General features: G+C 76.3%; 2 protein-coding genes. Both read left to right on the top strand.

Annotated features, from left to right (window positions below; all coding sequences use genetic code 11):
• Positions 1-11: 11 nt before the first annotated feature.
• Positions 12-10,424, top strand: coding sequence for an SDR family NAD(P)-dependent oxidoreductase (locus tag ACFPCV_RS05110; RefSeq protein ID WP_378054829.1), 10,413 nt, complete (start codon positions 12-14; stop codon positions 10,422-10,424).
• Positions 10,414-24,258: a type I polyketide synthase gene (locus ACFPCV_RS05105; RefSeq protein ID WP_378054828.1), complete on the top strand. Its 13,845-nt coding sequence runs from the start codon at positions 10,414-10,416 to the stop codon at positions 24,256-24,258. Before ACFPCV_RS05110 ends, ACFPCV_RS05105 begins: the two co-directional genes overlap by 11 nt.

Raw genomic sequence — 24,258 nt, 5'->3', positions numbered from 1 at the left:
GACTGGACACGATGGCTGACGAAAAGAAACTCCGGGACTACCTGGGCCGGGTTGTCGCCGAACTGCACGAGACCCGCCAGCGCCTGCGCACCGCCGAGTCCGGCGGACAGGAACCGGTCGCCGTCGTCGCGATGAGCTGCCGGCTCCCCGGTGGGGTGAGCACCCCCGAGGACCTGTGGCGGCTGCTCGAACACGGTGGCGACGCGGTCACCGGCTTCCCCGCCGACCGCGGCTGGGTGCCCGAGCACCTCGCGGGCCGGGCCCACGGCGGTTTCCTGCACGACGCCGCGCGGTTCGACCCCGCCTTCTTCGAGATCAACCCGCGCGAGGCCGTGGCGATGGACCCGCAGCAGCGGCTCGCGCTGGAGATCGCGTGGGAGGTCGTCGAGCGGGCGGGCATCGACCCGCACACGTTGCGCGGCAGCCGCACCGGGGTGTTCGTCGGCGCCAACGGCCAGGGCTACGACGTGGCCGTCGGCGCGGGCGCGGCCGGCTCGGAGGGCTACGTCATGACCGGCAGCGCCACGTCGGTGGTGTCCGGCCGCATCGCCTACACCCTCGGGCTGGAAGGCCCCGCCGTCACCGTCGACTCGGCGTGCTCGTCCTCGCTGACCGCGTTGCACGTCGCCGGCCACGCGCTGCGGGCGGGCGACTGCACCCACGCCCTCGTCGGCGGCGTGACCGTCATGCCGCACCCGACGATGTTCCACGAGTTCGACCGGCAGGGCGGACTGGCCTCCGACGGCCGCTGCAAGGCGTTCTCCTCGGCCGCCGACGGCATGGGCATGGCGGAGGGCGCCGCGATGGTGCTCGTCACCACGCTGTCGCGGGCGCTGGCGGAGAACCTGCCGGTGCTCGCGGTGATCCGCGGGTCCGCGGTCAACTCCGACGGCGGCTCCAACGGCCTCACCGCGCCGAACGGGCCGTCCCAGCAGCGGGTCATCACCGCCGCACTGGCCAGTGCCCGGCTCTCCCCGGAGCAGGTCGACGCCGTCGAGGCGCACGGCACCGGCACCCGCCTCGGCGACCCGATCGAGGCCCAGGCCCTGCTCGCGGTCTACGGCGGCGAGCGGGACCGGCCGCTGTGGCTGGGCTCGCTGAAGTCCAACATCGGTCACACCCAGGCCGCCGCGGGCGTCGCCAGCGTCATCAAGTCCGTACTGGCGCTGAACAACGGCGCCCTGCCAGCCACCCTGCACGCGGACGAGCCCACCCCGCACGTGGACTGGTCCGCCGGGGCGATCGAGCTGCTCACCACCGCCCAGCCGCTGCCCCCGGGCGACGAGCCGCGCCGGATCGGCATCTCCTCCTTCGGCATCAGCGGCACCAACGCCCACCTCATCGTGGAGAGCGCGCCCGAGCGTGCCGAGCGCCCCGTCGCCGACGCCCCGCCGTTCGTCCCGGTGCTGGTGTCGGCCCGCACCGAGGCCGCGCTCGCCGCCCAGATCGACCGGGTGGCCGAGACCATCGCCCCGGACACCCGTCTCGCCGACCTCGCGCACTCCCTGGCGACCACCCGCGCCGCCTTCGAGCACCGCGCCGCCCTCGTCGCGTCCGATGTGGACGAGGCACGCACCGGCCTGGCCGGCCGCGGGTACCTCACCGGTCGCACCGAGCCTGGCCTGCTCGCGTTCCTGTTCTCCGGTCAGGGTTCGCAGCGGGCCGGGATGGGCCGCGAGCTGTGTGCGGCGTTCCCGGTGTTCGCCGAGACGGTCGAGGACCTTTCGGCGCGGTTGGGCGGGATTCCGTGGGACGACCAGGAACGGCTCGACCAGACCAGGCACGCGCAGGCGGCGTTGTTCGTGTTCGAGGTGGCCATGTTCCGCCTGCTGGCGTCCTGGGGTGTCGCCCCCGACCACCTGGTGGGCCATTCGATCGGTGAGATCGCGGCCGCGCACGTGGCCGGTGTGCTGTCGGTCGACGACGCGTGTGCGCTGGTGTCGGCGCGGGGCCGGTTGATGGACGGGTTGCCCGCCGGTGGGGCGATGCTGGCGGCTGAGGTGTCCGAAGAGGACGTTCCGGATGGCATCGACGTCGCGGCCGTCAACAGTCCTGGTTCGCTGGTGGTGTCCGGCACCGAGGCGGAGATCTCGGCTCTTGAGGAGCGGTGGCGGGCCGAGGGTCGCCGGGTGAAGCGGCTGGTGGTGTCGCACGCGTTCCACTCGAAGCTGATGGAGCCGATGCTGGCCGAGTTCGCGACCGTCACCGGGTCGTTGACCTACCACCAGCCCGCGATCCGCATGGCCGGTGACGTGACCGAGCCCTCGTACTGGGTGCGTCAGGTCCGCGACACCGTCCGGTTCGCCGACGCCGTCGCCACGGTTCGCCAGGACGGCGTGACCACCTTCCTGGAGCTGGGCCCCGACGCCACACTCTCGGCCCACGTCGAGGACGCCGTGCCGCTGCGGCACCGCGACCGCGACGAGGTCCGCGCACTCATGACCGGTCTCGGCGCGGCCTGGGTGCGTGGCGTCGACGCCGACTGGGCCGCCGTCGTGCCAGGACGTGTGATCCCGCTGCCCACCTACGCCTTCCAGCGCCAGCGCTACTGGCCAGCGCACGCCCCCGCCGCCGACGTGGCCGCCGCCGGGCTCGCGGGCGCCGACCACCCGCTGCTGGGCGCCGCGGTCACCCTCGCCACCGGCGACGGCGCGCTGCTCACCGGCACCCTGTCGACCGCGACCCACCCGTGGCTGGCCGGGCACGTCGTCCTCGGCTCGGTCCTCGTGCCCGGCACCGCCTTCGTGGAGCTGGCCCTGCGGGCCGGCGAGTTCGCCGGCAGCCCCGTCGTCGACGAACTGACCATCGGCGCCCCGCTCCGCCTCCCCGAAACAGGTGGCGTCACCGTCCAGATCACCGTCGGCGCCCCCGACCCCGACGGCAGGCGCACCATCGCGATCTTCTCCGGCGGCGCGGACGGCGAGTGGACCCGCCACGCCGACGGAGTCCTGTCCACCACCTCCGCCGCTGCCCCCGAGGACCTCGCCACCTGGCCGCCCGCCGCCACCGCGCTCCCCGTCGACGACTGGTACGCCGCCGCCGCGCGGGCAGGGCTCGACTACGGGCCCGCCTTCCAGGGCCTCACCGCCGCCTGGGTCGATGGTGACACCGGCGGCACCGTTTATGCCGAGGTCGCCCTCCCCGAGGACATCCCCGCGGACCGGTTCGGCCTGCACCCCGCCCTGCTCGACGCGGCCCTGCACGCGGCGGGCGTAGGTGGTCTGGTCACCGGTGGCGTCCGGCTCCCGTTCGCCTGGACCGGTGTCCACCTGCACGCGGCCGGGGCGCCCGCCCTGCGCGTCAGGATCACCGCCGACGGCCCCGACGCCGTCACCCTCGCCGTCGCCGACCAGACGGGCGCGCCCGTCGCCACCGTCGAGCGGCTCGTGCTGCGGCCCGCGGACCCGGCCGTGACGCGGCCCGGCGCCCGCCCCTGGCTGTTCACCGTGGACTGGATCCCGGCGGGCGCGCCGGGGCAGCCCCGGACCGGCGTCCCGCTGGTCGAGATCCCGACCGCGTCGGCTGCCACCGCCGACGCCATGAGCACCGCGACCCGTTCGGCCACCCACGCCGCCCTCGCGGCGCTCCAGCGGGCCGTCGCCGACGACACCGACCTCGCGCTGGTCACGACCGGCGGCCCGGCAGCCGACGCCGTCGCGGGCCTGGTCCGTGCCGCCCAGACCGAGCACCCCGGCCGGTTCACCGTCGTCGACACCGACGGCACCCTGGCGCCCGCCGCCGCGCTCACCGTCGCCGAGCCGCAGCTGCGCATCCGCGACGGCAAGGTCCTCGTACCGCGCCTGGCCCGCACCGCGGGCAGCGGTGAGGGGTCCCCGGTGCTGAACCCCGGCGGCACCGTCCTGATCACCGGCGGCACCGGTGCGCTGGGCACCGCCGTCGCCCGCCACCTCGTCACCAGCCACGGGGTCCGGCACCTCGTACTGGCCAGCCGGAGCGGCGCCGGCGCCCCGGGCGCCGCCGCACTCGCGGACCTCGCAGAAGCGGCCACGATCACCTTCGTCGCCGCCGACGTGTCCGACCGGGACGCGCTCGCCGCGGTCCTGGCCGCGATCCCCGCCGAGCACCCGCTGACCGGCGTCGTCCACGCCGCCGGGACCGTCGACGACGGCACCGCCGAGACCCTGACCGCGGACCGGGTCGACGCCGTCCTCGCGCCCAAGGCGACCGCCGCCGCCCTGCTCCACGAGCTGACCGCCACCGCGGACCTGGCCCTGTTCGCCCTGTTCTCCTCCGCGTCGGCCACCTTTGGCGCGGCGGGCCAGGCCAACTACGCCGCCGCCAACGGCTTCCTCGACGGCCTCGCCCGGCACCGCGTCGAGCACGGCCTGCCCGCCCTGTCGGTCGGCTGGGGTCTGTGGGAGCTGGAAAGCGGCATCACCGCGCACCTCGACGCCGCCGACCGCGCCCGCATCACCCAGGCGGGCGGCGCGCTGACCACCGGCGACGCCCTCGCCCTGCTCGACAGGGCCATCGGTGCGGGCAGGCCGCACGTCGTGGCCATGCCGATCGACGTCGACCTCCTGCGCGCCCGCCACGAGCGCGACCCGGGCGGCGAGGTCCCGGCGCTCCTGCGCGGCCTGGTCCGCCCCCGCGCCCGCCGCGCGGGCAGCGCCCCGGTCGCGACCGGTCTCGGCGCGCGGATCGCCGCCCTCACCGACGACGAGCAGCTGCGGGTCCTGGTCGAGCTGGTCCGGACCGAGGCCGCCACCGTGCTCGGCCACCCGTCGGCGGACGCGGTCGAGCCCCGCCGCCCCTTCAAGGAGCTGGGGTTCGACTCGCTGACCGCCGTCGAGCTCCGCAACCGGCTCGCGGGCGCCACCGGCCTGCGCCTGCCCGCCACCCTCGTGTTCGACTACCCGAACCCCGAGGTGCTCGGCACCCGGCTGCGGGAGCGCCTCCTCGGCGTCGAACGCACGACCGGGGCCGCCACCACCCGGACCGTGTCCGACGAGCCCATCGCCATCATCGGCATGAGCTGCCGCTACCCCGGCGGCGTCGACAGCCCGGAAGCCCTGTGGCAGCTGGTTTCCAACGGCACCGACGCGGTCTCCCCGCTGCCGGTCAACCGCGGCTGGCAGACCGACGGCCTCTACGACCCCGACCCCGACAGCTCCGGCAAGTCCTATGTGGTCGAGGGCGGCTTCGTCCACGACGCCGATGAGTTCGACCCCGCGCCCTTCGGCATCTCCCCCCGCGAGGCCCTGGCGATGGACCCGCAGCAGCGGCTCATGCTGGAGGCCTCCTGGGAGGCACTGGAGCGCGCCGGGCTCGACCCCTCCAGCCTGCGCGGCAGCCGCACCGGCGTGTTCGCCGGGCTCATGTACTACGACTACGCCACCACGATGAGCGTCCTGCCCGAGGGCGTCGAGGGCTTCATCGGCACCGGCACCTCCGGCAGCGTCCTGGCGGGCCGCGTCTCCTACACCTTCGGGTTCGAGGGCCCGGCGATGACCGTGGACACCGCGTGCTCGTCGTCGCTGGTCACCCTGCACCTGGCCGCACAGGCACTGCGGACGGGGGAGTGCGACCTCGCCGTCGCGGGCGGTGTCACCGTGCTGTCGACCCCGGCGGTGTTCGTCGAGTTCAGCAGGCAGCGGGCGCTGTCGCCGGACGGGCGCTGCAAGGCGTTCGCCGCGGGCGCCGACGGCACCGGCTGGGCCGAGGGCGTCGGCGTCGTGCTGGTCGCCCGGCTCTCCGACGCGCTGCGCGCCGGCTACCCGATCATGGCGGTCGTCCGGGGCACCGCGGTCAACTCCGACGGCGCGTCCAACGGCCTGACCGCCCCCAACGGTCCGTCGCAGGAGCGGGTCATCCGCCAGGCGCTCGCCAACGCGGGCCTCGGCACGTCCGACGTGGACGCCGTCGAGGCGCACGGCACGGGCACCACCCTCGGCGACCCGATCGAGGCGCAGGCGCTGCTCAACACCTACGGCCAGGACCGGGTGGGTGACCCGCTGTGGCTGGGCTCGCTCAAGTCCAACATCGGCCACAGCCAGGCCGCGGCCGGGGTCGGCGGCGTGATCAAGATGGTGATGGCGATGCGCGACGGCGTGCTGCCCGCGACCCTGCACGTCGACGAGCCGACGCCCGAGGTCGACTGGTCGGCGGGCGCGGTGGAGCTGCTGACCGAGTCCCGGCCGTGGCCGGTGACCGGCCGCCCCCGCCGCGCCGGCGTGTCGTCCTTCGGCGTCAGCGGCACCAACGCCCACGTCGTCCTCGAACAGGCCCCCGACCGGGACCGTGCCGGGCAGACCGGTGGCGCACGGCCCGGCCCGGTGCCGTGGGTGCTGTCCGCGACGACCGCCGACGCGCTGCGCGGCCAGGCCGCCCGGCTCGCCGCGCACACCGCGGCACACCCGGGCACCGACCCGCACGACGTCGCGTCCGCCCTGGTCCGCTCGCGGGCCACGCTGGAACACCGCGCCGTCGTGCTCGCCGACGACCGCGACGGCCTCGCGGCCGGGCTCGCCGCCGTCGCCGACGGCCGCGCCGGGAACGGCGTGCTGACCGGCGCCGCCCGCCACGGCGGGGTCGCGTTCGTCTTCCCCGGCCAGGGCTCGCAGTGGGAGGGCATGGCGCTGGAGCTGCTGGAGTCCGAGCCGGTGTTCCGCGCGCGGCTCGCCGAGTGCGAGCTGGCGCTCGCGCCGCTGGTCGACTGGTCCCTGCTGGAGGTCCTGCGGGGCGAGGGTCCGTCGCTCGCGCGAGTGGACGTCGTCCAGCCGACCCTGTGGGCGGTGAACGTCGCGCTGGCGGCGCTGTGGCGCTCGGTCGGCGTGCGGCCCTCCGCGGTCGTCGGGCACTCGCAGGGCGAGATCGCCGCCGCCGTCGTGGCCGGCGGCCTCAGCCTCGAGGACGGCGCACGCGTGGTGGCGCTGCGCAGCAAGCTTCTGGCCGAGCACATGGCGGGCAAGGGCGGCATGGTCTCCCTGCCGGTCTCCGCCGTCGACGCCGCCCGGCTCATCGGCCCCTGGGAGACCGAGCTCAGCATCGCGGGTCTGTCCGGTCCGATGTCGACGGTCGTGTCCGGCGACAACGACGCCGTGGCCGCGCTGCTGGCCGAGTGCGAGCGCCGGGGCGTGCGCGCCAAGCGCGTCCCGACCGACTGCGCCGGGCACTCCCGGCAGACCTACCAGGTGCGCGAGCGCCTGCTGGACGTCCTCGCCGGGCTGGCCCCCCGCACCGGCGAGATCCCCTTCTACTCCGGCGTCACCGGCGCACTGCTCGACACCGCCGCCCTCGACGCCTCCTACTGGTTCCGCAACCTGCGCGAGCCGGTGCTGTTCGAGCAGGCCACCCGCAACCTGATCGCCGAAGGGCGCACCGTCTTCGTGGAGGTCAGCGGGCACCCGGTGCTGACCGCCCCGATCCAGGAGACCCTGGACGTCCTCGACGCGGCAGGTGCCGTCCTCGGCACCCTGCGCCGCGACGACGGCGGCCGCGACCGCTGGCTCACCGCCGTCGCCGACGCACACGTGCACGGCGTCGCCGTCGACTGGACGACCGTGCTGCCGCAGGGCCGCCCGGTCGAGCTGCCCACCTACGCGTTCCAGCGCACCCGCTTCTGGCCCGAGCGCGGCCACCTCGTCAGCGACGTCACCGGTGTGGGCCTCGGCGCCACCGCGCATCCGCTGCTCGGCGCGGCCCTCCCGGTCGCGGGCTCCGACGGTGTACTGCTCACCGGCAGGCTCGCCGCGGGCACCCAGACCTGGCTGGCCGAGCACGCCCTGCGCGGCACGAACCTGTTGCCCGGCACCGCTTTCGTCGAGATGGCGCTGCTGGCGGGGGCCCAGGTCGGCTGCGTCCGCCTCGACGAACTGACCCTTCAGGCCCCGCTCGCCGTCCCCGAACGCGACGCCGTGCGCCTCCAGGTCTCCGTCGGGGCGGCGGAGGCGGGCGGCGGCAGGCCGGTCACCGTGTTCTCCCGCCCCGAGTCCGCCGACACCGACGCCCCGTGGACCGCCCACGCCGTCGGCCACCTCGTCCCCGCCGGACCGGTGGAGCCGCTCTCGCTCACCCAGTGGCCCCCGCCGGGTGCCGAGCCGGTGCCGCTGGACGGCTTCTACGCCGGCGCCGCCGCCGCGGGCTACGCCTACGGCCCCACCTTCCGCGGCCTGCGCGGCGTCTGGAAGGCCGCGGACGGCGCGGTGTACGCCGAGGTCGCCCTGCCCGAGCAGGCGCACGCCGACGCCCGCTGGTTCGGCGTCCACCCTGCCCTGCTCGACGCCGCCCTGCACGCCGTCGAGGTCGGCGGCATGGTCGAGAACCCAGGCACGGTCCGGCTGCCCTTCGCCTGGCGCGGGGTCGCACTGCACGCGGTCGGCGCGACCGGCCTGCGGGTCCGCCTGTCCCGCGCAGACGGCGCCGACGCCGTCCGCCTGGACATCGCCGACCCGGCGGGTGCCCCGGTCCTCACCGCCGAGTCGATGGCCACCCGCGCCGTCTCGCCGGCGGACCTGCGCACCGCCACCGGCCCCGGTGACGCCCTCTTCCGGATCGACTGGACCGCCCCCGCCGCGTCGGTCCCCGGCCCGGTCCCCGTGTCCTGGTCGGTCGTCGGTGACGACTCGCTCGGCATCGCGGAGCAGCTCGCCGGCCGTGTCCCGGACATCGACTGGCACACCGACGTCGACGCGCTCGCGCTCGCGGTCGCCGCGGGCCGCGCCGTCCCGGACGTCGTGGTCTGGTCCGGCGACACCCCCGGCGGCGACCTGCCCGAGGCCACCAGGACGCTGCTGGAGGACGCGCTGACCACCCTCCAGCTCTGGCTGGAGGACCCGGTCCTCGCCGACGCCACCCTGGTCGTCCTCACCAGGAACGCGGTCGCCGCCGACCCGGCCGACGGCGTCGATGACCTCGCCGCCGCCGCGGTCCGCGGCCTGGTCCGCACCGCGCAGAGCGAGAACCCCGGCCGGATCGTCCTCGTCGACGTCGACGACCCCGAGACCGCCGCCTCCGCCGTCGCCGAGGCCGTCGGCCTCGGCGAGGAGCAGGTGGCGGTCCGCGGCGGGAGCCTTCTGGTGCCGCGCCTGGCCCGTGCCGGTGCCGATGTCGCTGCCGATGCCACTGGCTCGGCCGCTCTGCCGGAACTGGCCGGACCGGTGCTGGTCACCGGTGGCACCGGGATGATCGGCGGGGTCGTGGCCCGCCACCTCGCCGCCGAGCACGGGGTCCGCGAGCTGGTCCTGCTCTCCCGCAGCGGCCCGGCCGCCCCCGGCGCCACCGAACTGGTCGCGGAGCTGGCCGGACTCGGCGCCACCGCCGAGGTCATCGCCTGCGACACCGGCGACCGCGCCGCCCTGGCCGCCGCCATCGGCGACCGCGCCCTCACCGGCGTGGTGCACGCCGCGGGTGCGCTCGACGACGCCGTCATCGGGTCGCTGCTGCCCGAGCAGTTCGACACCGTCCTCGCGCCCAAGGTCGACACCGCCGTGCACCTCGACGAGCTGACCAGGGACATGCCACTGCGGCTGTTCGTCCTGTTCTCCTCGGCCGCCGCCGCGATGGGCTCGGTCGGCCAGGGCAACTACGCCGCCGCCAACGCCTTCCTCGACGCACTCGCCCAGCGGCGGCGCGCCGCCGGACTGCCCGGCACCGCGATCGGCTGGGGCATGTGGCAGCGGGTGAGCGCGATGAGCGCGCACCTCGACGCCGCCGACCTGGCCAGGGCCACCCGGGCGGGTGCCGCCCTGTCCGACGAGGACGGCGCCGCCCTGTTCGACGCCGCGTTGCGCGCCGGCACCGCCCACCTGGTCGCCACCCGCCTGGACATCGCCGCCATGCGAGCGGGCGCGGGCACCGGACCGGTGCCCGGCCTGTTGCGCGGCCTGGTCCGCGCCCCGGTGTGGCGGACGGCGGGCAGCGGGGGCGACGCGGGCCCCGACCTGGTCGCCCGCCTCGGCGGGCTGTCCGAGCTGGAGCAGCGCAGGCTGCTGCTCGACCTGGTCCTCGGCCACGCCGCCGCTGTCCTCGGCCACGCCTCGCCCGCCGCGGTCGACCCCGGCCGCGGGTTCACCGAACTGGGCTTCAGCTCGCTGACGGCGATCGAGATCCGCAACCGGCTCGCCGCCGCCACCGGGCTGCGGCTGCCCAGCACGCTCATCTTCGACCACCCCACCGCGGCCAAGCTCGCCGAGCACCTGCGCACCGCGCTGGCCGTTTCCGCGGTCGCGGGCGTCCCGCCGCTGACCGCGGAACTCGACCGGCTCGAAGCGGCGCTGGCGCTGACCGGGGCCGGTGACGAGACCCGCACCCGGGTCGTGGACCGCCTGCAGGCCCTCATCGCCAGGTACGACACCGGCGTCTACGGCGGCGACTCCTACGGCGTCAGTTCCCAGCCTGACCTCGACCTGGCCACCGACGAGCAGATGTTCGCGTTGATCGACGGAGGTTCCGATGGCGAATGAGACGCAGTTGCGCGACTACCTCAAGCGCGCGACCGCGGACCTCGACCAGGTCCGCAAGCGGCTCCGCGCGGTCGAGGCCGCCGACCGGGAGCCCATCGCGATCGTCGGCATGGCGTGCCGCCTGCCCGGCGGCGCCGACTCCCCGGAGGCGCTGTGGGAGCTGGTGGACGCCGGTGTGGACGCCACGTCCCCGTTCCCCGCCGACCGCGGCTGGGACCTGTCCTACTTCGACGGTCCCGGCGCCCGGTTCCGCCGGGCAGGCGGGTTCCTTCCCGACCTCGCCGACTTCGACCCGGCCCCGTTCGGGATCAGCCCGCGCGAGGCCCAGGCGATGGACCCGCAGCAGCGGCTGGTGCTCGAAGCGTCGTGGGAGGCGCTCGAGCGCGCCCGCATCGACCCGCTGTCGCTGCGCGGCAGCCGGACCGGCGTGTTCGCCGGGGCCATGTACAGCGAGTACATCGGCCGGGTCCTCGACATCCCCGAGGGTGTCGGCGCCTACGTCGGCACCGGCAGCGCGGGCAGCGTGATCTCCGGGCGCGTGTCCTACTCGCTTGGCCTGGAGGGCCCGTCGGTCACCGTGGACACCGCGTGCTCGTCCTCGCTGGTCGCGCTGCACCTCGCGGTGCGGGCACTGCGGTCGGGGGAGTGCACGCTGGCACTGGCGGGCGGCGTGTCCGCGCTCGTCACCCCGAACACCTTCGTCGACTTCGCCGCCACCGGCGGCCTGGCGGCCGACGCCCGCTGCAAGTCGTTCGCGGGCTCCGCCGACGGCGCGATCTGGGCCGAGGGCGTGGGACTGCTCCTGCTGGAGCGCCTGTCGGACGCCCAGCGCAACGGCCGCCGGATCCTGGCCGTGGTGCGCGGCACCGCGGTCAACTCCGACGGCGCGTCCAGCGGTCTGACCGTCCCCAACGGCCCGTCGCAGCAACGGGTCATCCGGGCCGCGCTGCGCGACGCCCGGCTCTCCTGCGGCGACGTCGACGCCGTCGAGGCGCACGGCACCGGCACCACCCTCGGCGACCCCATCGAGGCGCAGGCGCTGCTCGCCACCTACGGCCAGGACCGCGACCGCCCGCTGTGGCTGGGCTCGGTCAAGTCCAACATCGGCCACGCGCAGGCGGCGGCCGGTGTCGGCGGCGTGATCAAGATGGTCATGGCGCTCCAGCACGAGTCGCTGCCACAGACCCTGCACGTCGACGAGCCGACCCCGCACGTCGACTGGTCGGCTGGCGCGGTCGAACTGCTGACCGAGGCCAGGGCCTGGCCCAGGGCCGAGGAACCGCGCAGGGCGGGGGTGTCCGCCTTCGGTGTCAGCGGCACCAACGCCCACGTCGTCATCGAAGAGGCCCCGGCGGACACCGACACCCCCGCGGTCGCCAGGACCCGCCCCGCCGCGCTGGCGTGGGTCGTCTCCGGCAAGACCCCCGAGGCACTCACCGGGCAGGCCGCCAACCTGCTCGCCCACACCGAGGCCAACCCGGGCACCGACCCGGTCGACACCGCCCGCGCGCTGATCAGCTCCCGCGCGGTCCTCGACCACCGGGCCGTCGTCGTCGGCGCCGACGAGACCGAGCTGCGTGCCGGGCTCGCCGCGCTCGTCGAGGGTGCCGCGCCCCCCGGGGTCGTCCGCCGCACCGGCGACACCGGGACGGGCAGCGCCGTGTTCGTCTTCCCCGGCCAGGGCGCGCAGTGGGCCGGGATGGCCGCCGGGCTGCTGGACACCGAGCCGGTGTTCCGCGCCAGCATCGACGAGTGCGCCGCGGCCCTCGCCCCGTTCGTGGACTGGTCCCTGGTCGACGTGCTGCGCGCCGACCCGCTCGACCGGGTCGACGTCGTGCAGCCCGCCTCCTGGGCCGTGATGGTCGCCCTCGCCGCGCTGTGGCGGTCGGCCGGTGTCGTCCCCGAGGGCGTCGTCGGCCACTCCCAGGGCGAGATCGCCGCCGCCGTCGTGGCGGGCGCGCTCAGCCTGCCGGACGGCGCCCGGGTCGTCGCCCTGCGCAGCGCCGCCATCGGTGCCGTGCTGTCCGGCAACGGCGGCATGGTCTCCGTCGCCGCCGCGCCCTGCGCCGTCGCGGACCTCATCGAGGCCGCCGACGGCGGGCTGTCCCTGGCCGCCGAGAACGGCCCGTCCGCCACCGTCGTCTCCGGTGACCCGGCCGCCCTCGACGCCCTGCTGGCCGCCTGCGCCGACCGTGGTGTGCGCGCCAGGCGCATCCCCGTCGACTACGCCTCCCACTCCGCGCAGGTCGAGCTGCTCCGCGAACGTCTGCTGACCGACCTCGCACCCATCGCGCCCCGCCGGTCGCAGATCCCCTTCCACTCGACCGTCACCGGCGAGCAGATCGACACCACCACCCTCGACGCCCGGTACTGGCTCACCAACCTGCGCGCGACCGTCCGTTTCGAACAGACCGTGCGCGGCCTCGCCGCTCTGGGCCGCTCGGCGTTCCTGGAGGTCAGCCCGCACCCGGTGCTGACCGGCGCCATCACCGAGACCGTCGAGACGTGCGGTGCGGCCGCCGCGGTGCTCGGCACGCTGCGCCGCGACGACGGCGGCCAGCGCCGCTGGCTGACCGCGCTCGCGCAGGCCCACGTGCACGGCGTCGACGTCGACTGGGACGCCGTCGCGCAGCCGTGGGGTGGCCGGATCGTCGACCTGCCCCCGTATGCCTTCCAGCGCAAGCGGTTCTGGCTCGACACCGCCACCATGGCCGCACCGGCCGCCGACACCGGCCCGTCCCGGTTCTGGGACGCCGTCGACCGCGCCGACCTCGACACCCTCACCGAACTGCTCGACGTCACCGACGACACCCCGCTGCGCGACCTGCTGCCCACCATGGCCGCCTGGCGCGGCGCCGACCGCGACAGGTCCACTGTGGACTCGTGGCGCTACCGCGTCGACTGGGTCCCGGTCGACGTCCCGGCCGCCACACTGACCGGCACCTGGCTCCTGGCCGTCCCCGCCGGCATGGCCGACGACGAACGGGTCACCGCCACCCGCACGGTGCTGACCGGCGCGGGCGCGGAGGTCGCCACGGTCGAGATCGACGGCACCGACGACCGGGCCGCGCTCGCCACCCGCCTCACCGCCGCCACCGACCTCGTCACCGACCCCGCCGGTGTCCTGTCCCTGCTCGCGTTCGACGGCCGGACCCGCCCCGCACACCCGAACCTCACCGCGGGCCTCGCCGACACCCTGACCCTGCTGCACGCCCTGCGCGACGCGGGCAGCACCGCACCTGTCTGGTGCGCCACCGACCGGGCCGTCCGCGCGGGGCCCACCGACACCGTCGACCACCCCGAGCAGGCGCTGGTCTGGGGCCTCGGCCGCGTCGTCGCCCACGAGAACCCCGCCTGGGCGGGCCTGGTCGACTTCGCGGGCGCCCCAGACGCCCGCCTCGCGGGTGTCCTCGCGGGGGACGAGAACCAGGTGGTCCTGCGGGCCGACGGGGTCGCCGCAGCCCGCCTCGTCCGCGCCGCCACCGGCGACACACCCCCGGTCCGGCAGTGGCGCCCGGAAGGCACCGTCCTGGTCACCGGCGGCACCGGCGGCATCGGTGCCCACGTCGCCCGCTGGCTCGCCCGCGCAGGCGCCGGGCACCTGCTGCTGGTCAGCCGCCGCGGTCCCACCGCTCCCGGCGCCGCCGAGCTGGCGCAGGAGCTGCGCGACCTCGGCACCGAGGTCACCATCGCCGCCGCCGACCTCGCCGACCGGGACGTCCTCGCCGGGCTGCTCGCCGACCTTCCGCCCGAGCACCCGCTCACCGCCGTCTTCCACGCCGCGGGCGTCGCCGACTCCAGCATCGTCGACTCGCTGACCACCGACCGCGTGGACGACGGCCTGCGCGCCAAGTTCACCGCCGCCCGCAACCTGCACGAGCTGACCCGCGACCTCGACCTCTCCGCGTTCGTCCTGTTCTCGTCACTGGCTGGGGTGTTCGGCGCGGCGGGCGAGGGCAACTACGGCCCAGGCAACGCCTTCCTCGACGCGCTCGCCGCCCACCGCCGCGACCTCGGACTGCCCGCCACCGCCGTGGCCTGGGGCGCCTGGGCGGGCGGCGGCATGGCCGACGGCGCGCTCGGCGACGCCATGGGCAGGCACGGCATCCCGCGCATGGACCCGGCGCTGGGCGTGGCGGGCCTCCAGCAGGCGCTCGACCACGACGACACCGCCGTCGCCGTCGCGCACCTGGAGTGGGACACCTTCTCCTACTTCTTCTCCGCCACCCACCGCACCCGCCTGCTCGACGTCATCGCACCCAGGCCCGCCGCCAGTGCGTCCACAGAGGACGCCGACGCCGGGCGAACGCCACTCGCGGCGCAGCTGGCCGCCGCCACCGAGGCCGACCGCAACCGCGCCCTCCTGGCGCTGGTCCGCGAGCAGGTCCAGCAGGTGCTCGGCTACGCGTCGGTGGCCGAGGTCGAGCCCGGCCGCGCGTTCTCCGATCTCGGCCTGTCCTCGGCCGGGTCCGTCGAGCTGCGCAACCGCCTCACCCTGCTCCTCGGTGTCCGCGTCCCGGCGACCGTCGTGTTCGACCACCCCACCGCCACCGCCCTCGCCCGCCTGCTCGCCGCCGAACTGACCGGCGGGACCCGGGCGGAAACCGCCGCCCCGGTCGCCGCGCCCACCACGGACGAGCCGATCGCCATCGTGGCGCTGAGCTGCCGCTTCCCCGGTGGGGTCGCCTCACCGGAGGACCTCTGGCGGCTGGTCGCCGACGGCGTCGACGCGATCGGCCCGTTCCCCGCCGACCGCGGCTGGGACCTCGACGGCCTCTACCACCCCGACCCGGACAACCCGGGCACCAGCTACGCCCGCGACGGCGGCTTCGTCGCCGAGGCCACCGGCTTCGACCCCGCTCTGTTCGGGATCTCGCCCCGTGAGGCGCTGGCCATGGACCCGCAGCAGCGGATGGTGCTCGCGGCGTCATGGGAGCTGTTCGAGCGGGCCGGGATCGACCCGTTGTCGCTGCGCGGCACCAGGACCGGCGTCTACGCCGGGACCGGCGGGCAGGAGTACACCGCGCTGCTCGCCGGCTCCCAGGAGGGCGCGGAGGGCTACCTGGCCGTCGGCGGTTCGCCGTCGGTCGTGTCCGGCCGCGTCGCCTACACCTTCGGGCTGGAGGGCCCGGCGGTCACCGTCGACACCGCGTGCTCGTCCTCGCTGGTGGCACTGCACCTCGCGGTGCGGGCACTGCGTTCCGGCGACTGCGACCTCGCCGTCGCGGGCGGCGTCAACGTCCTGTCCAGTCCCGCCATCTTCGTCGAGTTCTCCCGCCAGCGCGGCATGTCCGCCGACGGCCGCTGCAAGTCCTTCGCCGACGCCGCCGACGGCGCTGGCTGGGGCGAGGGCGTCGGTGTGCTCCTGGTCGAGCGGCTCGCCGACGCCCGCCGCAACGGCCACCCGGTCCTCGCGGTGGTGCGTGGCTCGGCGGTCAACTCCGACGGGGCCTCCAACGGCCTCACCGCACCGAGCGGCGCCGCCCAGCAGCGGGTGATCCGCGCGGCGCTGGCCGACGCGGGCCTCGCACCGTCCGATGTGGACGCCGTCGAGGCGCACGGCACCGGCACCACCCTCGGCGACCCCATCGAGGCCACCGCGCTGCTCGCCGCCTACGGCCAGGACCGCGAGCGGCCGCTGCTGCTCGGCTCGGTCAAGTCCAACATCGGCCACACCCAGGCCGCCTCCGGCGCCGCGGGCGTGATCAAGGCCGTCCTGTCGGTCCGCAACGCGCGGTTGCCCGCGACCCTGCACGTCGACGGCCCGTCCACCCACGTCGACTGGACCACCGGCGCGGTCGACCTGCTCACCGAGGCCCGCCCCTTCCCGGAGACCGGCCGGGCCCGCCGCGTCGGCGTCTCCTCCTTCGGCGTCAGCGGCACCAACGCGCACGTGATCATCGAACAGGCCCCCGCCGAGCCCACCGAGCCCGAGCTGCCCGCTCCCGAGCCGTTCGCGGTGCCGTTCGCGCTGTCGGCCGCCACCCCGGCCGCGCTGCGCGCCCAGGCCGCCCGCCTGCGCGACCACCTCGCCGACCAGCCCGGCCTCGCGCCCGCAGACCTCGCGTACTCCCTGGCCGCCACGCGCGCCGCGCTGGAGCACCGCGCCGTGGTCGTCGGCACCGGGCGGGCGGAGCTGGCCGCCGGTCTCGACGCCCTGGCGACCGGCGGGCACACCGCCGCCGTGGTCGAGGGCGTCGCGGGCACGGCGGACGCGGTCGCCCTGGTGTTCCCCGGCCAGGGCGCGCAGTGGGCGGGCATGGCCACCGCGCTGCTGGCGGAGTCGCCCGCCTTCGCCGACCGGATGCGCGAGTGCGCCGCCGCGCTGCGGCCCTTCACCGACTGGGACCTGTTCGCCGTCCTCGACGACCCCGCCGCCATGGCGCGGGTCGACGTCGTGCAGCCCGCGCTGTGGGCGGTCATGGTGTCGCTGGCGCAGGTGTGGCGCGCCCACGGCGTCCCGGTCGCCGCGGTGCTCGGCCACTCCCAGGGCGAGATCGCCGCGGCCGCCGTCGCGGGCGCCCTGTCCCTGGACGACGCCGCCCGCGTGGTGGCACTGCGCAGCCGCGCGCTCACCGCCCTCGCCGGGCGAGGCGGCATGGTCTCCGTGCCGCTGCCCGCGGACCGGGTGCGCGACCTGATCGCCCCCTTCGGTGACCGGCTCTCCGTCGCCGCGGTCAACGGGCCGTCCTCGGTGGTCGTCTCCGGCGAACCGGCGGCCCTCGACGCGCTGCTCGCCGACTGCGCCGCCGCCGACATCCGCGCCCGCCGCGTCGCCGTCGACTACGCCTCCCACTCCGCACAGGTCGAGGAACTGCGCGACCACCTGCTGGAGGTCCTCGCCCCGGTCCGGCCCCGCCCGGCCAACACGCCGATCTACTCCACCGTCACCGGCGAACTGGTCGACGGGTCCGGCATGGACGCCGAGTACTGGTACCGCGGCCTGCGTGCCCCCGTGGAGTTCGAGCGCGCCACCCGCGCCGTCCTGGCCGCCGGCGTCCGCGCTTTCGCCGAGGCGAGCCCGCACCCCGTCCTCACCGTCGGGCTCCAGGAGACCGTCGACGACGCGGGCGTGGCCGCGTTCGCGGTCGGTTCCCTGCGCCGCGACGACGGCGGCCTGAACCGCCTGCTCAGCGGCCTGGCCGGTGTCCACGTCCTCGGTGTCCCGGTCGACTGGTCCCCGGCGCTGCCCGGCGCCCGCCGTGCCGACCTGCCCACCTACGCCTTCCAGCACCAGCGTTTCTGGCCCACCCCGGCCCGGCACACGCCCGCCGCGGGCGGGGACGACGCCCGCTTCTGGTCCGCCGTCGAGGCGGGCGACCTCGACCGGCTCGCGAACGAGCTGGCCGTCGACCCCGGCGCCACTCTCCGCGACGTCCTGCCGGCCCTGTCCGCCTGGCGGGACCGGGAAACCGCGGACTCCACAGTGGACAGTTGGGTCTACCGGACCGGGTGGCGGCCCCTCGCCGACACCGGCGCGAGCACCGCCCCCGGCTGGCTCGTCGTGGCCCCGGCCGGGCACGCGTGGGCCGACGCCGCCTGTGCCGCCCTGTCCGGCCGCCGCGTCGACCTGCCCGCGTCCCGGGAGGACGCGGAACACGTCCTGCTCGGCGCGATCGACGGCGCGAACCCGCCCGGTGTCCTCGCGTTCGCCGACACCGACGGCGTCCTGACCCTGCTGCACGCCCTCGCCGCCGTCGCCCCCGGCCTGCGCCTGTGGTGCGCCACCAGCGGCGCGGTCACCACCGGGCGCGCCGACCGGCTGCGCGACCCGGCCCAGGCCGCCGTGTGGGGCCTCGGCCGCGTCGCCGCGCTGGAGCACCCCGGGCGCTGGGGTGGCCTGGTCGACCTGCCCGCCGAACCGGACGAGCGGGCCGTGGCCCGTGTGGTCAGCGCTCTCGGCGGACCGGAGGACCACGTCGCCGTCCGCGCCTCCGGCGTCTTCGGCAGGCGCATGGTTCGCACCACCGCCGGTCCGGCCGACCGGGCCCCGCTCACCGGCACCGCGCTGATCACCGGCGGCACCGGTGCCCTCGGCGCGCACACCGCCCGCCTGCTCGCCGCACGTGGCGCGGACCGCCTTGTCCTGCTGAGCCGCAGTGGCCGGGCCGCGCCCGGCGCGGCCGACCTGGCCGCCGAGCTGGCGGCCGGTGGCAGCACGGTCGACATCGTCGCCTGCGACGCCGCCGACCGCGCCGCCCTCGCCACCGTCCTCGCGGACATCCCCGACCTGACGGTCGTCGTGCACGCCGCCTGCGTCCTGGACGACGGCGTCCTGGACGCCATGACCCCCGAGCGCATGGCCACCGTGTGGCGGGCCAAGGCCGACGCCGCACGCAACCTGCACGAACTCACCGCGGGCACCGACCTGACCGCCTTCGTCCTGTTCTCCTCCGCCGTCGGCACGCTCGGCAACGCGGGACAGGGCAACTACGCCGCCGCCAACGCCTACCTCGACGCCCTCGCCGAGCAGCGGGCGGCCGACGGCCTGCCCGCCGTCTCGATCGCCTGGGGCGCCTGGGGCGGCGGCGGCCTCGCCGCCGACGGCGCGGTCCGCGAGCAGCGGGTGCGCGGCGGCGGGTTCCGCGCCATGCGCCCGGAGCTGGCGACCGCCGCCCTCGACCGCGCGCTCACCGGGGCCACCCCGGGGCTCGTGGTCGCCGACATCGACTGGGCCCGCTTCCGCCCGGCGTTCACCGCCGTGCGCCCGACGACCCTGTTCGACGAGCTGCCCGACGCGGCCCCGGCCGCCGCGGCGGCCGAGCCCGGTTCGCTGCGCGACACGCTCGCCGCCCGCACCGGGTCCGAACGTGACCGGGCCCTGCTCGACCTGGTCCGCGAGCGGGCCGCCGCCGTGCTGCGGCACGACTCGCCCGCCGCTGTCGAGCCGGGCAAGCCGTTCCGCGACGCCGGGTTCGACTCCCTGACCGCCATCGAGTTCCGCAACCTCGTCGCCGCCGCGACCGGACTGCGCCTGCCGTCCACCCTGGTCTTCGACCACCCGACCCCTGCCGCGCTCGCGGCGTTCCTCGGCACCGAGCTGGGCGGCGCGCCCACGGCACCGGTCGCCGCGGCACCCGTGGCGGTGACCGACGGCGACCCGGTGGTCGTGGTCGGCATGGGCTGCCGCTTCCCCGGCGGCGTGACGAGCCCCGAGGACCTGTGGCGGCTGCTGCTCGCCGAACAGGACGCCGTCTCCGTCCTGCCGGCCGACCGCGGCTGGGACATCGAGGGCGGCTACGACCCCGACCCGGACAAGGAGGGCACCTTCTACGTCCGCGAGGGCGGCTTCGTCCACGGCGCGAGCGAGTTCGACCCCGGCTTCTTCGGGATCTCCCCGCGCGAGGCCGTGGCGATGGACCCGCAGCAGCGCCTGCTGCTGGAGACCACGTGGGAGGCCCTCGAACGCGCCCACATCGACCCGACCTCGTTGCGCGGCACCGCGACCGGCGTCTTCGCGGGCATCAACTACAGCGACTACGGCTCGCTGTCCGGACGGCCGGACGGGGTCGAGGGGCACATGATGACCGGCAACGCGGGCAGCGTGCTGTCCGGCCGGATCGCCTACGCCCTCGGCCTGGAGGGGCCCGCGGTCACCGTCGACACCGCCTGCTCCGCGTCGCTCGTGGCTCTGCACCTGGCTGCCGCCGCCCTGCGCTCCGGCGAGTGCGGACTGGCCGTCGCGGGCGGCGCGACGATCATGTGCACGCCCGGCATGTTCATCAACTTCAGCAGGCAGCGCGGCCTGTCCCAGGACGGCAGGTGCAGGACCTTCGACGCCGCCGCCGACGGCACCGGCTGGGGCGAGGGCGCCGGCGTCGTCGTCCTGGAACGGCTCTCCGACGCCCGCCGCAACGGGCACCCCGTCCTGGCGGTCCTGCGCGGTTCGGCGGTCAACTCCGACGGCGCGTCGAACGGCCTGACCGCCCCGAGCGGCCCCGCCCAGCAGCGGGTCATCCGGTCCGCCCTGGCCGTCGCCGGCCTCGCGCCCTCCGACGTGGACGTCGTCGAGGCGCACGGCACCGGCACCGCGCTCGGCGACCCGATCGAGGCCCAGGCACTCATCGCCACCTACGGCCAGGACCGCGCCGAGCCGCTGCGTCTCGGCTCGCTGAAGTCCAACATCGGCCACACCCAGGCCGCGGCCGGTATCGCGGGGGTCATCAAGACGGTCCTCGCGCTGCGCCACGGCATCCTGCCCAGGACGCTGCACGTCACCAACCCCACCCCGCACGTCGACTGGTCGGCGGGCGCGGTGGAGGTGCTGACCGAAACCACACCGTGGCCCGCGACCGGCCGCCCCCGCCGGGCGGGCGTGTCCGCCTTCGGCATCGGCGGCACCAACGCCCACGCCATCCTCGAGCAGGCCCAGGAAACGGTCCAGCAGCGGGCGACCGCCGCGCCGGACGTGCTGGGATGGCTGCTGTCCGGCCACACCGAGACCGCGCTGCGCGAGCAGGCCGCGCGCCTGCGCGCCCACCTCGACGCCCACCCGCAGCTCACCGCGGCCGACGTGGCCTACTCGCTCGCCACGACCCGCTCCGCACTGGAGTACCGGGCGGTCGTCACCGGCCGCGACGAGGACGACCTGCGCATCGGCCTGGCCGCGGTCGCGGGTGGCACCGCGAAGCTCACCGCCCGTGCCCGCCCCGACGAGCCCCTCGCCATGCTGTTCACCGGCCAGGGCGCCCAGCGCACCGGCATGGGCCGCGAGCTGTACGCCACCCACCCGGTCTTCGCCGACGCCTTCGACGCCGTCTGCGCCCGCCTGGACGCCGCACTGGACGTCCCGCTGCGCGATGTCGTCTTCGAGCCCGAGCACGCGGAACTGCTGAGCGGCACCGCCTACGCCCAGGCCGCGCTGTTCGCCGTCGAGGTCGCCTGCTACCGGCTCCTCGAACACTTCGGTGTCCGCCCGGACGTGCTCGTCGGCCACTCGGTCGGCGAGATCGCCGCCGCGCACGTCGCCGGGGTCCTCTCCCTCGACGACGCGGCCACCATGGTCGCCGCCCGCGGCGCCCTGATGGCCGGACTGCCAGACGGCGGCGCGATGTGCGCGGTCGAGGCCACCGGGGCCGAGGCCGCCGGACTGGCCGCCGTCGCCGCCGTGTCCATCGCCGCCGTCAACGGCCCCACGTCGGTCGTGCTCTCCGGCGACGAGGACGCCATCGCCCGCGCCGCGGAGGAGTTCGCCCTGCGTGGCCGCCGGGTCAAGCGACTCGCCGTGTCACACGCCTTCCACTCCGCCATGGTGGATCCGGTCCTGGACCGCTTCCGCGCCGTCGTCGCCACCCTGCGGCTCGCCCCGCCGGAGATCCCGGTCGTCTCCTGCGTGACCGGTCGCAGGCTGACCGAGGACCAGGCGTGCTCGCCGGACCACTGGGTCGCCCACCTGCGGGACACGGTCCGCTTCCACGACGCCGTCACCGTGGCCGGGGCCACCCGCTTCCTGGAGGCCGGCCCGGACGGCGTGCTCAGCGCCCTGGTCCAGGAGGGACTGACCGACGTCGTCGCGGCCGTGCCGGTCCTGCGCAGGGACAAGCCGGAGGACGAGACTCTGCTGACCGCGCTCGCGACCCTGCACGTCCACGGCGTGCGCGCGGACTGGCGGACCGTCCTGCGCGGCGCGCACGCCGTGGACCTGCCCACCGCCGCGTTCCAGCGCACCCGCTACTGGCTCGGTGCCACGACGGCGCCCGGCGCCCCGGCGACCGCGGCGTCCGCGGCGCCAGCCGCCGACCCGCTGTGGCAGGCGTTCGAGCGCGCGGACGTCGACACTCTCGCCGACCTGCTCGACCTCGACCGCGCCCACCTCGACGTCGTCGTCCCCGCGCTCTCGGCGTGGCGATCGCGGCACGACGAGCAGACCGCCGTGGACGCCCTGCGCTACCGGGTCCGCTGGCAGGCGGCCGACGCCGCGGTGTCCCCACCGCTGCGTGGCACCTGGCTCGCGGTCACCTCGGGCACCGGGCAGCGCTGGACCGGCGAGGCGCTGGCGGGTCTCGCCGAGGACGGCGCGACCGTCGTGGAACTCCGCGTCCCCGGCGACGCGACCCGAGCCGGGATCGCCGGGCTCATCGACACCGCCATGGCCGGGCACCCGTTCGTCGACGGCGTCGTGTCCCTGCTGGCACTGGACGAGCGCCCGCACCCGGCCGCCGCCTCGGTGGCCACCGGCGCGGCGGCGACGCTGCTGCTCGCACAGGCGATGGGCGACCTGGACGTCGACGTGCCGCTGTGGTGCCTGACCCGGCGCGGCGTCTCCATCGGCCACGGCGACCGGCTGGCAGGCCCGAACCAGGCCCAGGTCTGGGGCCTCGGCCGGGTCGTCGGTCTGGAGTGGCCGGACCGCTGGGGCGGCTTGGTCGACCTGCCGGACGACCTCGACGCCCCGACGCTGGCCCGGCTGCGCGGCATCCTCGCGGGCGCCATCGACGACGAGGCCTTCGCGGTCCGGCCCGCCGGCGTGTTCGTCCGCAGGCTCACCCCGGCCCCGGCGGGCCCGCCCGCCCCGTGGCGGCCGACCGGCACGGTGCTCGTCACCGGCGGCACCGGCGCCCTCGGTGCCCACGTCGCCCGCTACGCCGCCGGGTCGGGCGCGCAGCGCCTGGTGCTGACCAGCAGGCGCGGTCTCGCCGCCCCCGGCGCCGCCGAACTGGCCGAGGAGCTGACCGCCCTGGGCGCCGAGGTGGTCGTCGCCGAGTGCGACATCGCCGACCGCGCCGCCGTGGCCAGGGTGCTGGACGAGATCGCGGCCGACGGCCCGGCGCTGACCGCCGTGCTGCACGCCGCGGGAGTCGGTCAGCTCACCCCACTGGGCCAGGTCGACCTGGCCGAGTTCGCCGCCGTCGCCGACCCGAAGGTGGCCGGCGCCCGGCACCTCGACGAACTGCTCGGCGACACCCCGCTGGACGCGTTCGTGCTGTTCTCGTCCATCTCCGGAGTGTGGGGCAGCGCGGGCCAGCCCGCCTACGCCGCCGCCAACGCCCACCTCGACGCCCTTGCCGAGCACCGGGCCGCCCGTGGCCTGGCAGCCACCTCGATCGCCTGGGGTCCGTGGGCGCAGGGCGGCATGGCCGACGGGGCCAGCGCCCTGCTGCGCCGCCAGGGCCTGCGCCCGATGGCCGCCGACCGGGCGGTCACGGCACTGAGCCAGGCCATCGCCCGCCGCGACACCACGGTCGTCGTGTCCGATGTGGACTGGACCGTCTTCGCCGACGTCTACACCATGGCCAGCCACCGGCGCATGCTCGACGAGCTGCTCGAGTTCGCGGGCCGGTCCCGCCAGACCGCGCCGGCCGGGACCGCCGTGCTGCGCGAGCGGCTCGACGCCGCGGCGCCCGCCGAACGGCCCGCCCTGCTGCTGGCCGCGGTCCGGGCCGAGGCGGCGACCGTCCTCGGCCACCCCGACACCGCCGCCGTCGAACCCGACCGCGCCTTCCGCGACCTCGGCTTCGACTCGCTGACCGCGGTCGAACTGCGCAACCGCCTGCAGGAGCTGGCCGGGGTCGCGCTGCCGGCCACGGTGGTGTTCGACCACCCGAGCCCCGGCGCACTGGCCGCCGACCTCCTGCGCCGGATGACCGGCGGGGACAGCCCCGATGACACCGGCGACCCGGTCGAGCCGCTGCTCGCCGGCCTCGCCAGGTGGGAGGACGCGCTCGCCGCGGCCGCCGCGCCAGCGGACAAGGCCCGGATCACCCTGCGGCTGCGCAGGATCCTGGCCAATCTCACCGACGCCGACGACGGGCCGCCCCCGGCCCTGTCCAACCTCGACGAGGCGACCGACACCGAGCTGTTCGCCCTCGTCGACCAGGACCTGGGGGTGGCGTGA

This window comes from Actinophytocola glycyrrhizae, from assembly GCF_042653545.1.
Lineage (GTDB): Bacteria > Actinomycetota > Actinomycetes > Mycobacteriales > Pseudonocardiaceae > Actinophytocola > Actinophytocola glycyrrhizae.
Note: the sequence above shows the minus strand (reverse complement) of the source record. Positions and strands in the feature narration are given on the sequence as shown.

Excerpts from the sequence above, each read along its gene's own strand:
- ACFPCV_RS05110 (WP_378054829.1), top strand. The coding sequence starts at position 12 with ATGGCTGACGAAAAGAAACTCCGGGACTACCTGGGCCGGGTTGTCGCC.
- ACFPCV_RS05105 (WP_378054828.1), top strand. The coding sequence starts at position 10,414 with ATGGCGAATGAGACGCAGTTGCGCGACTACCTCAAGCGCGCGACCGCG.